Raw genomic sequence first — 13,106 nt, 5'->3', positions numbered from 1 at the left:
ATCGGATCTCCTCAATCGATAAATTGATAGGGCGTCTCAGCCGCTGATTCCGGCGTCTTCGAGCCAGCGGTTGACGCGCTCCATGGTGCGGCGCTCCTGATCGGCTTCCAGGGTGAAGCCTTCGAGCACCCGCGCGCCCTTCGCATGACTGGTGAGGATCGATCCGCTGTCGCCCAGGCCATGGCCGCCGTGGGTGACGAACGGGATCAGGGTTTTGCCGGACAGGTCGTGAGCGGCCAGAAAGGAACGGATCACCGGCGGCGTGCTGCCGCCCCAGATTGGAAAGCCCAGCAGCAGTGTGTCGTACGAGGTGAGATCCACCTCTGTGGATGCAAGCGGTGGTCGGTAGCCACTGTTACGTTCCTGGCGCGCCTGCTCGACGGTTTGCAGGTAGTCCTCGGGATAGGGCGTGGCCGGCTGGATCTCCAGCAGGTCGGTACTCAGCGCGCGCTGCAGCATGCCAGCGATGATGCGGGTGTTGCCGCTTCGCGAGAAGTACGCCACCAGCAGGCGCGAACCCTGTCGTTGCACCTCGGCGCCCTGGGTGGCGGCGCTGGCGCCAGCCAGAAAGGGGACGCTGGCGAGCGCGGCGAGCAGCGTGCGGCGCAGTGGGTCGTGGGCATCGCTCATGAGCAGTTTCCGGTTTTCATCGACCGACCCTCGCCTGCAACGCCGCGGGATAGCGATTGCCGGTCACCGGAATCTGTTCGACCGCATTGCTGATCCGGCTCATCTCGGCGGCATCGAAGATGAGCGTTGCGGCGGCCAGGTTCTCTTCGAGCCGGGCCAGTTTGGTGGTGCCGGGGATCGGCACGATCCAGGGTTTGCGCGCCAGCAGCCAGGCAATCGCCACCTGTGCCGGTGTCGCACCCTTGTCCATGGCGATTTCCTGCAGCAGCTCGACCAGTACCTGATTGGCATCCAGTGCGCTGGCTGCGAAGCGCGGCACCTGGCTGCGGAAATCGTCACTGCCGAACTGCTGGCCCGACTTGATCGCGCCGGTGAGAAAGCCCTTGCCTAGTGGGCTGAAGGGCACGAAACCGATGCCCAGCTCTTCGAGCAGCGGCAGGATTTCCTCCTCCGGCTCGCGCCACCACAACGAATATTCGCTCTGCAGGGCCGCGAGCGGCTGCACGGCATGAGCACGGCGGATGGTGCTCGCGCCGGCTTCGGACAGGCCGAAGTGCAGCACCTTGCCCTCGGCAATCAGCTCAGCGACGGTGCCGGCGACATCCTCGATGGGCACCTGTGGGTCGACGCGATGCTGGTAAAGCAGGTCGATACGCTCGGTGCGCAGACGCTTGAGCGAGCCCTCCACGGCCAGGCGAATCTGCCGTGGCTGGCTGTCGAGTATCTGCTGTTTGCCGTCGTCGCCGAAGGTGAAGCCGAATTTGCTGGCGATCACCACCTGATCACGCATGGGGGCCAGGGCTTCGCCAAGCACATCCTCGTTGATGAACGGCCCGTACACTTCGGCGGTATCGAAGAAGGTCACGCCGCGATCCGCTGCGGCGCGGATCAGCGCTATAGCCTGGCTGCGATCGGTAGCCGGTCCGTAACCGTGGCTCAGCCCCATACAGCCGAGGCCAATGGCCGAGACTTCAAGACCGCTGTTGCCGAGTTGGCGTGTTTGCATCTGTACTTCTCCCGTCTGGTTCGGCCGCTGCTCTCTGGTAGCGAGTGCAGTGGTATCGAATAAGCCTGACTCACCTTAATCAGCGGGGGAGGGCAGCACTAGGTAGTAAAGTCGGCATAGCGTCATGAGGTTAATTCATGAGTTGATCAGTGGTTTTCATGAGTTTTGCTCACCACCGTATGCGTGATTCTGGTCTTACTCACGCGAGGTCTGGGCCCTAGGCTTTCAAGACCTCAAGTGAACGGACAGGTGTTCCCATGAAATCCCGTGCATCCCTGGCTTCCACACTGCTCTGCGCCATCTCCCTGGAGGCTGCCGCTCAGGGCGTACCGGATACGCCCGCCGCCCGGCAGGCGCGACAGACCGCCCCCCAGCTGTTCGCCTATACCGAAACGGTGCTGTTCGGTGATCTGTGGAAGCGCGAGGCGCTCGCGCCCCGGGATCGCAGCCTGGTCACGCTGTCGACGCTGGTCGCCAATGGGCAATCAGCGCAGATGACCTCGCACATCAATCTGGCGCTGGACAACGGTGTCGAACCGGGGGAGCTCGTCGAGCTGATCACGCACCTGGCGTTCTATACCGGCTGGCCGAATGCGATGTCGGCGGTTGGCGTGGCTGGTGACGTGTTCGAGACCCGTGGCATCGACCCCGAGCAATATCGCGCGGCTGATCAGCCGCCTCTGCCGGTCGACGAGGCGGCCGAAGCCCGGCGTGCAGCCAGCGTGCGCGATAACGTCGCGCCGGTTGCGCCGCGCCTGGCGCGTTATACCGACGACGTACTGTTCGCCGACCTCTGGCTGCGCCCGCAGTTGGCCGCCCGGGATCGCAGTCTGGTTACCGTGGCGGCGCTGATCGCCCGTGGTCAGGCCGAGCAGATGCCGTTCCACCTCAACCGCGCCATGGATAACGGCCTGACCCGCGAGCAGGCCGCCGAGGTCGTCACCCACCTGGCGTTCTACGCGGGTTGGCCGCGGGCGATGTCGGCCTTGCCGGTATTGCAGTCGGTTTTCGAGGTGCGTCAGTAGGCCTATGCAGGCACTACTCAGCCCGGGTGACGCAACGCATCGATGATCACGCCGAGGGCGCGGGAGTACTGGCGGCGGTTCGGGTAGTACAGGTGGTAGCCGGCAAACGGCTCGCACCAGTCTTCCAGCACGCGCACCAGGCTGCCGTCGGCCAACTGTTCCTGCACCATGTCGTCGGGCAGAAAGGCCAGCCCGCAGCCAGCCAGGGCAGCGCGCAGTACCGGCGCGCTGCTGTTGAAGGTCCACTGACCATCGACGCGGGCCTTCACTTCGTGGCCGCCCTTCTCGAAATCCCATTGCAGCAGGCCGCCGTAAGTGGGCAGGCGCAGGTTGATGCAGCAATGCCGAGCCAGATCCGCCGGGCTGAGTGGGATCTCGTAGCGGGTGAAGTACTCCGGCGAGGCGACCACCGCCATGCGCAGGGTCGGGCCGATCGGTACGGCGATCATGTCCTTGGCTACCTGATCACCGAGGCGCACACCGGCGTCGTAACGCTGCGCCACGATATCGGTGAGGGCATAGTCGACGGTGATCTCGACTTTGATATCCGGGTAGGCGCCAAGCACCTTGTGCAGCTTGGGCCAGAGAATGTTGTTGGCCGCATGCTCTGACGTGGTGATGCGCAGGGTGCCAACCGGCTTGTCGCGAAACTCGCTGACGGCGATGATCTCTGCTTCGATCTCTTCGAGGCGCGGCGCCACCGTGGCGTAGAGCCGCTCGCCGGCCTCAGTGAGTGCCAGGCTGCGCGTGGTGCGGGTCAGCAGGCGTACGCCGAGGCGTGTTTCCAGGCTGCGAATGGTGTGGCTGAGGGCCGATTGGGAAACACCGAGGTGCGCTGCGCCGCGGGTAAAACTGCCCTCCCGGGCAATGACCACGAAGGCCTGCAGGTCGTTGAAATTTTCTCTGGGCATCTACGATTCGGGCTCGGGGGGAGGATGTTCAGCGCAGCATCATAAGCAGGTCATGGGCGTCTCGTTCAGCGCTAATTTTCTCTTTTGATGTCAGCCGCAGTATCAGGCAAGCAGCATTGTCGCCCCTGGGCTCGCAGCTGCCGTTAGGCCTGAGCAGGCGGCTGTGAGCGGGCTGCGGTGCTCGCCCGAACGACCAGTTCGAAAGGCAGGATCAGGCGATGCTCGGCGATGCTCTTTCCTTCCAGCAGGGCGAGCAGCATGGCCACCGCGTGCTGGCCGAAGGCCTCAGCTGGTTGCGCGATGGTGGTCAGCGGCGGGTCGCAAAAGGCGGCGAAGGAGATGTCGTCGAAGCCGGCGACCGAGATGTCCTCGGGAACCCGCAAGCCGGCATGGCGAATACAGCGGATGGCGCCCATGGCCATTTCGTCGTTCTCGCAGAAGATCGCCGTCGGGCGCGGCTCGGCACGCAGCAGGTGCGCCGTCGCGGCATGCCCGGACTGGCAGTCGTAGTTACCGTCCTGCAGCAGGGCGGGATCGAGCTCGATACCCGCGGCGTCGAGGGCTTCACAATAACCGGCGAAGCGCTCGCGGGTCAGCGGGCTGTCCGGCGGCCCCTGGATCAGCCCGATACGGCGATGACCAAGATCCAGCAGGTGCTCGGTCATGGTACGGGCTGCGCCGCGGTTGTTCAGGCTGACCGTGGGCCAGGGGGCGTCGTCGACGATCTCGCAGATGTTCACCAGCGGCGGATGATCCTGGCGCGCGAACGGATCGAAGGCGCGCAGCTGGATGACCCCGTCGGCCTGCCTGGCATCCACCAGCTCGGCAAACTGCCGCTCGGTTTCCGGGTTGCCCAGGGTATTGCACAGCAGCACCCGATAGTCGAACGCGCTGGCCGCTTCCTGAATGCCGCGGATGACCTGGGCGAAGAAGGTATTGGCGATATCCGGCACCAGCACCACCAGATTGCGGGTGCGCTGGGAGCGAAACTGGATGGCCATCAGGTTGGGTTTGTAGCCGGCGTGCTCGACGGCATCGAGCACCTTTTCGCGGGTTTCCGGCGACACCTGGGCAGGGCTTTTCAGGGTACGGGATACCGTGGCGACCGAGACGCCAGCCAGTGCGGCTACCTTGCGGATATTTGTCATGCACCCTCTGTTTTCTGGCCAGCGGCGAGCGCCGGTTCGCCGTTAGATTACCGCAACCCGACCGTCGTGGCGCGCTTGACCTGGCTAAGGCCGAGGTCTATATATCTTTCAATGTAACCGGTTACATTGATGAGAATACCCATAAAAATAGCGCAAGACGGAGTTATTCAATGCCTGCTGCAAACGTAAGGCTGGGAATGATCGGCGGTGGCGCTGGCGCCTTCATCGGCAAGGTGCATCGCCAGGCTGCCGCCCTGGCTGGAGGTATCGAGCTGGTAGCCGGCGCCTTCAGCCGTGATCCGGCCAGCAATACCGAAACCGGTCGCGAGTGTGGCCTGCCTGCGCAGCGTGTGTACGCCAGTTGGCAGGCGCTGCTGGAGGGCGAAGCGGGCCTCGACCCCAGTGAACGCATCAACCTGTTGGCGATCGTTACGCCCAATCACCTGCATGCGCCCATCGCTGCCGCTGCGCTGCAAGCCGGCATTCATGTGTTCTGCGAGAAACCCGCCGCGCTGACCAGTGCCGACACCCGCAACCTGGCGCAACTGCTCGATAGCGCCGATGTTTTATACGGGCTGGCCCACACCTACCAGGGCTACCCGATGATCTGGCAGGCCCGGCACATGGTGCAGGCCGGCGAGATCGGCCGGGTGCGCAAGCTGTATGTCGAATATCCCCAGGGCTGGCTCAGTGACGACTTGGCCGGCCAGGGCAACCGCCAGGCTGCGTGGCGTGGTGACCCGCAGTTGGCAGGGCAGGGCGGCTGCATCGGTGATATCGGCACTCATGCTTTCAGCCTGGTCGAATTCGTCAGTGGTCAGCGTATCGAACGCATCTGTGCGCACCTCGCGACTCACGTGCCCGGCCGGGCGCTGGACGATGATTGCGCGATGCTGTTCCTCACCGAGCAGGGGGCCAGCGGCGTGCTGCTCGCCAGCCAGATCTGCGCCGGGGAAGAGAACGCCCTGAAGATCCGCATCTATGGTGACAAGGGTGGCCTGGAGTGGCGTCAGGAAGAGCCCAACAGCCTGGTTCATCGCTCACTCGATCAACCGATGCGCGTGCTGCGTGCCGGGGCCAACCACAGCTGGCTGTGTGACGAGGCGCTGCGCCGCATTCGTCTGCCGGCGGGCCATCCCGAGGGCTATCTGGAAGCCATGGCCAATCTGTATGGCGACTTCGCTCAGGCGATTGCCGGTTCCCGCAGCGCCGCTGCCGCACTGCCAGGCATCGAGACCGGCGCGCGTGGCATGGCCTTCATCGAAGCGGCGCTGGCCAGCCACGCCAGTGAGGCGAAATGGACGGTGCTGGCACCAACCGCAGGAGTACAGCCATGACGTCCAGTACAAAAGGTATTCGCGGCCCGGGCATTTTTCTCGCCCAGTTCCTCTCCACCGAGGCGCCGTTCGACAACCTGAAGAACCAGGCCGGCTGGGCGGCGTCGCTCGGCTACAAGGGCATCCAGTTGCCGACGCTGGGGCCGCAGTGCATCGACCTGCAACGCGCCGCCGAGAGCCAGACTTATTGCGATGAGCTCAACGGTATGTGTACCGAAGCCGGCGTTGCGATCAGCGAACTGTCCACTCACCTGCAAGGCCAGTTGGTTGCCGTACACCCGGCGTTCGACAGCCTGTTCGACGACTTCGCCCCGGTGCATCTGAGAGGCCGCCCGCAGGAGCGCACCGAGTGGGCGATCAGCCAGTTGAAGCTGGCGGCGAGGGCCAGTCAGCGGCTGGGCCTGTCGGCTCACGCGACCTTCTCCGGGGCGCTGCTCTGGCCCTATCTCTATCCCTGGCCGCAGCGCCCGGCGGGCTTGGTGGAAGAGGGCTTCGCCGAGTTGGCGCGGCGCTGGCTGCCGATCCTCAATGCCTTCGATGAGGCGGGTGTCGACCTCAGCTACGAGCTGCACCCCAGCGAAGATCTGCACGACGGCGCCACCTTCGAACGCTTCCTGGACGCGGTCGGCGGTCATTCTCGCGCGAACATCCTCTATGACCCCAGCCACATGCTGCTGCAGCAGATGGACTACCTGGGCTTCATCGACCGTTATCACCCGCGCATCCGCATGTTTCACGTCAAGGACGCGGAGTTCAGGCCCGATGCCCGTTCCGGGGTGTATGGCGGTTATCAGGCGTGGGTTGATCGGCCGGGCCGCTTCCGTTCGCTGGGCGATGGGCAGATCGACTTCAAGGCGATCTTCAGCAAGCTCACCCAGTACGGCTATCAGGGCTGGGCGGTGCTGGAGTGGGAGTGCTGCCTCAAGGACGCTGCCCAGGGCGCTGGCGAAGGGGCGGAGTTCATCTCGCGCCACTTGATTACCCGCGCGGAGCGCGCCTTCGACGATTTCGCCGGGGTCACCAGCAGCGCCTCGCGCAATCGGGGGCTGCTGGGCTTGGACTGAATATTTTTAACGCTGTCTCGTGAACAACAACAAGGATAAGAACATGAGCACTTTGACTGTCAGGTTGGGCGTGATGATGTTTCTCCAGTTCTTCATCTGGGGAGGCTGGTTCGTCACGCTGGGTACCTTCCTGGGGCGCACCCTGGAAGCCAGTGGCGGACAGATCGGCATGGCCTACGCGACCCAGTCCTGGGGGGCGATTCTGGCGCCCTTCGTGGTCGGCCTGATCGCCGACCGCTTCGTCAATGCCGAGCGCTTGCTGGCGATCCTCCACCTGGGCGGCGCGGTACTGCTGTACCAGCTCTACCGGGCCGAGGATTTCGCCACCTTCTATCCGCTGGTGCTGTGCTACATGGTGGTCTACATGCCGACGCTCGGGCTGGTGAATGCGGTGGCGTTCCGGCAGTTGAGCGACCCAGCGGCGCAGTTTTCCAAGGTGCGGGTGTGGGGCACGCTGGGTTGGATCGTAGCCGGCCTGGTGATCAGTTTCGTGTTCGCCTGGGATGCCCAGCAGGCCATCGCCGATGGCGCCCTGCGCAACACCTTTCTGCTCTGTGCCGGTGCTTCGCTGTTGCTCGGGCTGTACAGCTTCAGCCTGCCAGCGACGCCTCCGGTGCCCGGCCAGCAGACCGGCCTCAAGCGCCTGCTCGGCCTGGATGCCTTGCAGATGCTCAAGGATCGCGGCTTCGCGACCTTCTTTCTGGCCTCCATCCTGATCTGCATTCCGCTGGCCTTCTACTACCAGAACGCCAACCTGTTCCTGACCGAAATCGGCGTCGCCAACCCGACCGGCATGATGACCCTGGGTCAGGTTTCGGAAGTGCTGTTCATGCTGCTGTTGCCGCTGTTCATCAAGCGCTTCGGGATCAAGGCGACCTTGCTGGTGGGTATGGCCGCCTGGGCGCTGCGCTATGTGCTGTTCGCCTACGGCAATAGCGGCGAGCTGGTGGCATTTTTGGTCGCCGGTATCGTGCTACATGGCGTGTGCTACGACTTCTTCTTCGTCTCCGGGCAGATCTACACCGATGGCAAGGCCGGCGAGAGCATCAAGAGTTCGGCCCAGGGCCTGATCACCCTGGCCACTTATGGCGTCGGCATGCTGATCGGTTTCTGGGTGGCCGGCATGGTGTCCGACCACTACTCCATCCAGGGCGCTCACGACTGGTTCAGCATCTGGTTGTTCCCGGCGGTGTTCTCGGCTGGCGTGCTGCTGGCCTTCCTGCTGACCTTCCGCGAGCGTGCCGCGGGCAAGCCGGTTGGCTGAGGGTTGCCGTCGCAGGGGGCACGCCACCTGCGACGGCAGATCAGCCCTCGCAACGGGCCTCGGGATGTTTGAGCAGCATGCTCAATTGCTGTGGCGGGTGATGGATCAGACCGTTTGGTGTTTCGCAGACGCGCTGGATGAAGTTGTCGGTGAACAGCAGCTTGCCATGCACGAAATGCTCGTTGGGGCGCAGGTTGGGGTTGTCGATGCGCGTGCCGAGGCGCGCGGCCAGCCATTTGCCGGCCTCGTAATGGCTGATCCAGCGCTCCGCTGACAGGCTTGCCATGACCTGCGGCTGCGCCTCGCGGCCAATGACGATCACCGGCACGTCGCTGACTTCCGGCACCAGATCGTTGTGGCCCCAATGGCCTCCCTCGCCCAGGCGCTGACCATGATCGCCGGTGATGATCAGGTAACGCTCGCCCTCCAGGCGGTCGAAGTCGGCGATGACTTTGGCCAGCAGGCTGTCGAGGTAATGCACCGAGTTGTCATAGGCATTGCTCTGACCGTTCGCGCCCTGATCCGCCCAGGGCGCCGGCTTCGCCTCATGGCGGTAGTTCTGCGCATAGGGCAGGTGGGCGGTGCGCAGGTTGAGCACCATGAAGTTACGCTCGCCCCAGCGCTGCTTGTCGAGCACGTCGAGCAGGGCGCGATCCTGCTGTTTGAGGAAACGTACCGGGTGATCCTCGCGGGTGATCGATACATCCAGATAGCGGCTACCCAGGTTGGCCAGTAGCTTGGATTCCTGGGAGGAGATCCAGTGGGTGCGAAAGCCCGCCTGCTTGGCGAAGCGGAACAGGTTGATGTCGCCGGTGCGCAGCAGCGAATCCTGCCCCGGTTCACGAATCGGATTGATCAGGTAGGGCAGGCTGACATCGGTGGCCACCCCGGCGGCAATGCCGGGGCGTACGAAGGCGCTGGGGTGGTCACGCAGGTAACTGGCCAGCTGTGGCGTGGTATCGCGGCCGTAGCCGAACACCCCGAGGCGATCACTGCGCAGCGAATCGGCGACCACCAGCCAGACATGTTTCGCCTCGCTCAGGCTGGGGCTGAGCGCGTACGGCGTGAAGGGGGCGGGCGGCAGCTCGACTTCCGGTTTGAACGCCAGATGCACGGCCCAGGCGGAGAACACGTTGAGGTTGTTGTGCAGCGCGCTGCGGCTAGGGCTGGCGGCGAACGAGTCGAGGTTGCGATAGGTGGCGCGGTAGGGTTTCGAGAGCAGCACCACGGCGATCAGTACCAGTGCCCAGCGGCTCTCCGGCAAGCTGATTCTGCCCGGCAGGCGCAGGTGCAGGGCGAGCAGCAGGGCGTAGGGAATGGCCACGCAGAGCAACACCGGCCAGTGCAGGGCGAAGCTGTGAGCCGCGGTTTCGCGCACCTCGCCGGGGTCGTTGAGCAGTGACTGGATATCGATGGCAGTCAGCGGCTCGCCGAAGAAGCTGATATTGGCCAGCTGCATCAGTTGCATCGCCGCGAACAGCACCAGGATGGTCGCGCTCAGCCAGCGCAGGTTGCACAGCCACAGCCCCAGGCTGAACAGCCACAGTACGACGACGTAGCCGGCTTCCAGTTCGGCGTGGTTGTTGGCGGTGAACAACTGCTGCAGGAAGTCATCGGCGAGCAGCAACAGACAGCTGAGGGTGGCCAGGGCCACGAGCGACAACCAGGAGCGCAGCGCTCCAGAGCTAAAACGCGCACGTATGGGCAGCATGGGGTTTTCCTGAGGGATCAGCGGTCTTCGGAATGGGCGCGGCGCTTGCCGGTGATCATCGACAGCGGCAGGTTTTCGCGCAGGTGAACACTTTCGATGAGCGCGGCGGCCATGTGGACGACCACCAGCGCCGCCAGGCCATCAGCGACCCAGCCATGCAGCGTGAGTGGCCAGTCGACGCCCCACAGCGCGTCCACTTCCTGCATCAGGAAGCCGCTGATGCCCAGCGTGGCGATGGCCAGCATCATCAGCAGCATCACCACGGCGCCCAGCGGCGAATGGCCGAGGCGACGATAGGCACGGCCGCCGAGCAGGTGACTCAGGTGTTCGGCGAGGCGCGCGCGAGTCGGCCAGAAGTCTGCCCAGCGGGCGCTGCGCGAACCGACGAAGCCCCACACCAGGCGAACCGCCAGCCAGGCGCAGGCGTAGTAGCCGAGCCAGGTGTGCCAGTCGTCACCTTCCTCGGTGAAGAAATAGTTGGCGACGAAGACCCCGGCCACTGAAGCATGGAACAAGCGGATCAGCGGATCCCAGAGTCGTATCGTCGCCCCGTGCATCAGTCTTCGATCTCGGTCTTGATCGCCTTGCCGGATACCGGATCGTGATAGATCTCGACCTTGCGCTTGTCCTTGTCGAAGCCGTAGATCTCGTAGCAGTTGCCTTTGGTGATCTTGAACTTGTTGATCTGGTAACCCTGTTCCTTCAGTTGTGCCTGGAATTTCTCCGGGTCTTGCCAGGTCGAGCGGTCGGCGGTGGTGCATTCGGTGCTGGCCATGGCCAGCGGGCTGCCAAGCAGCAGTGCGAGAAGGGCGAAGTAACGCATGGTGGGACTCTCCTGTGGTGGTGAGCATCACCTTGCGACGCGAAGCTTAGGAAAGTCTTAATGGGCAAATCTCGGTAACAACAGTCCGTGCAAATCGGGCTGCAGACGGCGCATCATGGCGGCCGCCATATCTGACGAGGTGCGTCGCGTGCGTGTCCTGCTGGTTGAAGATGATCGCGCCCTGGCGCGCGGAATCCGGGTCGCCCTGCGCGGCGAAGGGTATACGCTGGACTGGCTGGAAGACGGCATCGAAGCCGCCCACGCCCTGCGCAGCGAGCAGTTCGATCTGGTGCTGCTCGACCTTGGTCTGCCGCGCCTGGATGGCATGACGCTGCTGCGCCAGTTACGCGCGCGTAGCGAGAATGCCGTGCCGGTTCTGGTGCTCACCGCCCGCGACGCCATGGAGGATCGCATCCTCGGGCTGGATGCGGGGGCCGACGACTATCTGGTCAAACCCTTCGATCCCGAGGAACTGAAAGCACGCATCCGCGCCTTGCTGCGCCGCAGCCAGGGCAGGGCGCAGCCGGTGCTGGAGTACGCTGGCGTGAGCCTCGACCCGGCTACCCAGGAAGTGCGCTATCAGGGCCGCAGCGTGCCGATGACACCCATGGAATATCAGCTGTTGCATCAACTATTGATCCGTCCCGGCGTGGTGGTCACCCGTGAACGCCTCGGCAACGCCCTCTACGGTTGGCAGGAAAGCGGGCCTGGCAACACCCTCGAAGTGCTGATTCACAACCTGCGCCGCAAGTTGTGCAGCGATCTGATCCGCACCGTACGCGGGGTCGGTTACCTGGTGGAGCGCGCGCCATGATTTCCATCCGGACGCGCATTCTTGCGCCGACCATCGCCCTAGTCCTCGCCGGTAGCCTGGCCCTGGTGCTGCTCGCCCTGCGCGACAGTCATCGGCAGACCGAGGCGGTCTACGACGCCCAACTGGTACAGGCCGCTCGTGTGCTGCAAGGCATGCTGCAGCAGCCGGATGGCCAGCCAATCGACTGGCAGTTCGTCAGGCGTGCGCTGGACAACGCCCTGGATCTATCGGCCGACGGCATCTTTTCGCACCCTTATGAAATCAACCTGGCGTTTCAGGTGTGGGCCGCAGACGGCACGCTGCTGGTGCGTTCCGAACACGCGCCGCCGCTGGCGTCGCCGCCCGCGCCAGGGATTCACGACTTCTTTCTCAACGATCAGGAGTGGTGTGGCGTGTTGCTGGAGGATGCCGGCCAAGGCCTGTTGATCTGGGTCGGCGAGCGTGAGGATCTGCGCCAGGATCTGATCCATCAGATTCTCCAGCACACGCTGATGCCGACCCTGGTCTGTTTGCCACTGCTGGCCGCCTTCATCTGGCTGCTGCTGGGCTGGGGACTGCGCCCGTTGCAGCGCCTGGCGCAGCAATTGCGCGATCGCCCCGAGCACAGCCTCGAGCCCTTGCCGGCCGGCCCGCTGCCGCCGGAGCTGGAACCGATGCGCCTGGCCCTGGATGACGTGTTGAGCCAACTGCGTGCGTTGCTCGAACGGGAGCGACGCTTCATCGCCGATGCCGCCCATGAGCTGCGTACGCCCCTGGCGATTCTCGATATCCATGTGCGCAACGCGTTGCAGGCTGACAGCGTGCAGGAGCGCGAAGAAGCCCTGGCATTCCTGCAGCAGGGCGTGCATCGCGCCACCCGCATCGCCAGTCAGCTGCTGACCATGGCGCGCCTGGAGGCCCCCTCGCAGAACCTGCAGCCTCTCGACCTGACGGCGGTGGTGCGCGAGGAACTAGCAGATCTGGCTCCGCTGGCACTGAACCGGCAGATCGAGCTGGAACTGGAGGCTGACGAAGCCGTGGTGATCCAGGGCGAGCGCGGGCTGATCGTCATCCTGCTGCAGAACCTGGTCAGCAACGCGCTGACCTTCTCGTCACCCGGCAGCGAAGTGAGCGTGCGGGTTCGCCGCGAAGGCAGGGGCGTGCAGCTGCAGGTCGTCGATCAGGGCCCGGGTGTCGAAGACGCCCGGTTGCCGCGTCTGGGTGAGCGATTCCACAGTGCGGGCAACCCGCAGGGCGCAGGATTGGGATTGGCCATCGTCGGCACCATCGCTCGCCACCTGGGTGGCTCCATCAGCTTCAGCAACGCCAGCCCGAAGGGCTTCAGTGTGCTGGTCAGGTTTCCCGATTCGGCGAGCTGATGACGGCCTGCCTTG

General features: G+C 64.3%; 13 protein-coding genes. 6 read left to right on the top strand and 7 right to left on the bottom strand.

The window, feature by feature from the left end; genetic code table 11:
* Nucleotides 1-36: 36 nt before the first annotated feature.
* The gene (locus K5Q02_RS23375; RefSeq protein ID WP_225834865.1) at nt 37-630 is read right to left on the bottom strand and encodes a flavodoxin; all 594 of its coding nucleotides are present in this window, start codon (nt 628-630) and stop codon (nt 37-39) included.
* 16 nt (nt 631-646) lie between these two features.
* Complete coding sequence (locus K5Q02_RS23370; protein WP_225834863.1) at nt 647-1,636, bottom strand: aldo/keto reductase; 990 nt, start codon at nt 1,634-1,636, stop codon at nt 647-649.
* Nucleotides 1,637-1,893: 257 nt separating this feature from the next.
* Here K5Q02_RS23370 and K5Q02_RS23365 point away from each other — a divergent pair, with 257 nt between their 5' ends.
* Nucleotides 1,894-2,661, top strand: a complete 768-nt coding sequence (locus K5Q02_RS23365) for a carboxymuconolactone decarboxylase family protein (protein ID WP_225834861.1) — start codon at nt 1,894-1,896, stop codon at nt 2,659-2,661.
* 17 nt (nt 2,662-2,678) lie between these two features.
* Here K5Q02_RS23365 and K5Q02_RS23360 read toward each other — a convergent pair whose 3' ends face one another.
* A complete protein-coding gene (locus tag K5Q02_RS23360; RefSeq protein ID WP_225834859.1) occupies nt 2,679-3,572 on the bottom strand; it encodes a LysR family transcriptional regulator in 894 nt (297 codons plus the stop codon).
* Nucleotides 3,573-3,715: 143 nt separating this feature from the next.
* Nucleotides 3,716-4,720: a LacI family DNA-binding transcriptional regulator gene (locus K5Q02_RS23355; protein ID WP_225834857.1), complete on the bottom strand. Its 1,005-nt coding sequence runs from the start codon at nt 4,718-4,720 to the stop codon at nt 3,716-3,718.
* Between the two features lie 170 nt (nt 4,721-4,890).
* Here K5Q02_RS23355 and K5Q02_RS23350 point away from each other — a divergent pair, with 170 nt between their 5' ends.
* From K5Q02_RS23350 to K5Q02_RS23340, 3 genes are read left to right on the top strand one after another with little or no spacing between them, the layout of a single operon-like run.
* Nucleotides 4,891-6,057: a Gfo/Idh/MocA family protein gene (locus K5Q02_RS23350; protein WP_225834854.1), complete on the top strand. Its 1,167-nt coding sequence runs from the start codon at nt 4,891-4,893 to the stop codon at nt 6,055-6,057.
* Nucleotides 6,054-7,121 (top strand): sugar phosphate isomerase/epimerase family protein, encoded by a 1,068-nt coding sequence (locus K5Q02_RS23345; protein WP_225834852.1) that lies wholly within the window; start codon nt 6,054-6,056, stop codon nt 7,119-7,121. Before K5Q02_RS23350 ends, K5Q02_RS23345 begins: the two co-directional genes overlap by 4 nt.
* 43 nt (nt 7,122-7,164) lie before the next feature.
* Nucleotides 7,165-8,385, top strand: coding sequence for a nucleoside permease (locus tag K5Q02_RS23340; RefSeq protein ID WP_225834850.1), 1,221 nt, complete (start codon nt 7,165-7,167; stop codon nt 8,383-8,385).
* Nucleotides 8,386-8,425: 40 nt separating this feature from the next.
* Here the strand turns inward: K5Q02_RS23340 and K5Q02_RS23335 are convergent, their stop codons facing one another.
* From K5Q02_RS23335 to K5Q02_RS23325, 3 genes are read right to left on the bottom strand one after another with little or no spacing between them, the layout of a single operon-like run.
* Nucleotides 8,426-10,096, bottom strand: a complete 1,671-nt coding sequence (locus K5Q02_RS23335) for a phosphoethanolamine transferase (RefSeq protein ID WP_225834849.1) — start codon at nt 10,094-10,096, stop codon at nt 8,426-8,428.
* Between the two features lie 17 nt (nt 10,097-10,113).
* Nucleotides 10,114-10,653 (bottom strand): cytochrome b/b6 domain-containing protein, encoded by a 540-nt coding sequence (locus K5Q02_RS23330; protein WP_225834848.1) that lies wholly within the window; start codon nt 10,651-10,653, stop codon nt 10,114-10,116.
* A complete protein-coding gene (locus K5Q02_RS23325; protein ID WP_225834847.1) occupies nt 10,653-10,919 on the bottom strand; it encodes a PepSY domain-containing protein in 267 nt (88 codons plus the stop codon). The genes K5Q02_RS23330 and K5Q02_RS23325 overlap by 1 nt, the downstream gene beginning before the upstream one ends.
* Before the next feature lie 148 nt (nt 10,920-11,067).
* Between K5Q02_RS23325 and K5Q02_RS23320 the strand changes: the two genes are divergently transcribed.
* Together K5Q02_RS23320 and K5Q02_RS23315 are read left to right on the top strand one after the other, a co-directional pair.
* Nucleotides 11,068-11,733, top strand: a complete 666-nt coding sequence (locus K5Q02_RS23320; protein ID WP_225834846.1) for a response regulator — start codon at nt 11,068-11,070, stop codon at nt 11,731-11,733.
* Complete coding sequence (locus K5Q02_RS23315; RefSeq protein WP_225834844.1) at nt 11,730-13,091, top strand: ATP-binding protein; 1,362 nt, start codon at nt 11,730-11,732, stop codon at nt 13,089-13,091. The genes K5Q02_RS23320 and K5Q02_RS23315 overlap by 4 nt, the downstream gene beginning before the upstream one ends.
* Nucleotides 13,092-13,106: the final 15 nt, after the last annotated feature.

Source organism: Pseudomonas sp. MM211 (assembly GCF_020386635.1).
GTDB lineage: Bacteria > Pseudomonadota > Gammaproteobacteria > Pseudomonadales > Pseudomonadaceae > Aquipseudomonas.
Note: the sequence above shows the minus strand (reverse complement) of the source record. Positions and strands in the feature narration are given on the sequence as shown.

Bases quoted from the DNA above. Each gene is read 5' to 3' on its own strand.
- K5Q02_RS23375 (WP_225834865.1), bottom strand. From the start codon at position 630: ATGAGCGATGCCCACGACCCACTGCGCCGCACGCTGCTCGCCGCGCTC.
- K5Q02_RS23370 (WP_225834863.1), bottom strand. From the start codon at position 1,636: ATGCAAACACGCCAACTCGGCAACAGCGGTCTTGAAGTCTCGGCCATT.
- K5Q02_RS23365 (WP_225834861.1), top strand. From the start codon at position 1,894: ATGAAATCCCGTGCATCCCTGGCTTCCACACTGCTCTGCGCCATCTCC.
- K5Q02_RS23360 (WP_225834859.1), bottom strand. From the start codon at position 3,572: ATGCCCAGAGAAAATTTCAACGACCTGCAGGCCTTCGTGGTCATTGCC.
- K5Q02_RS23355 (WP_225834857.1), bottom strand. From the start codon at position 4,720: ATGACAAATATCCGCAAGGTAGCCGCACTGGCTGGCGTCTCGGTCGCC.
- K5Q02_RS23350 (WP_225834854.1), top strand. From the start codon at position 4,891: ATGCCTGCTGCAAACGTAAGGCTGGGAATGATCGGCGGTGGCGCTGGC.
- K5Q02_RS23345 (WP_225834852.1), top strand. From the start codon at position 6,054: ATGACGTCCAGTACAAAAGGTATTCGCGGCCCGGGCATTTTTCTCGCC.
- K5Q02_RS23340 (WP_225834850.1), top strand. From the start codon at position 7,165: ATGAGCACTTTGACTGTCAGGTTGGGCGTGATGATGTTTCTCCAGTTC.
- K5Q02_RS23335 (WP_225834849.1), bottom strand. From the start codon at position 10,096: ATGCTGCCCATACGTGCGCGTTTTAGCTCTGGAGCGCTGCGCTCCTGG.
- K5Q02_RS23330 (WP_225834848.1), bottom strand. From the start codon at position 10,653: ATGCACGGGGCGACGATACGACTCTGGGATCCGCTGATCCGCTTGTTC.
- K5Q02_RS23325 (WP_225834847.1), bottom strand. From the start codon at position 10,919: ATGCGTTACTTCGCCCTTCTCGCACTGCTGCTTGGCAGCCCGCTGGCC.
- K5Q02_RS23315 (WP_225834844.1), top strand. From the start codon at position 11,730: ATGATTTCCATCCGGACGCGCATTCTTGCGCCGACCATCGCCCTAGTC.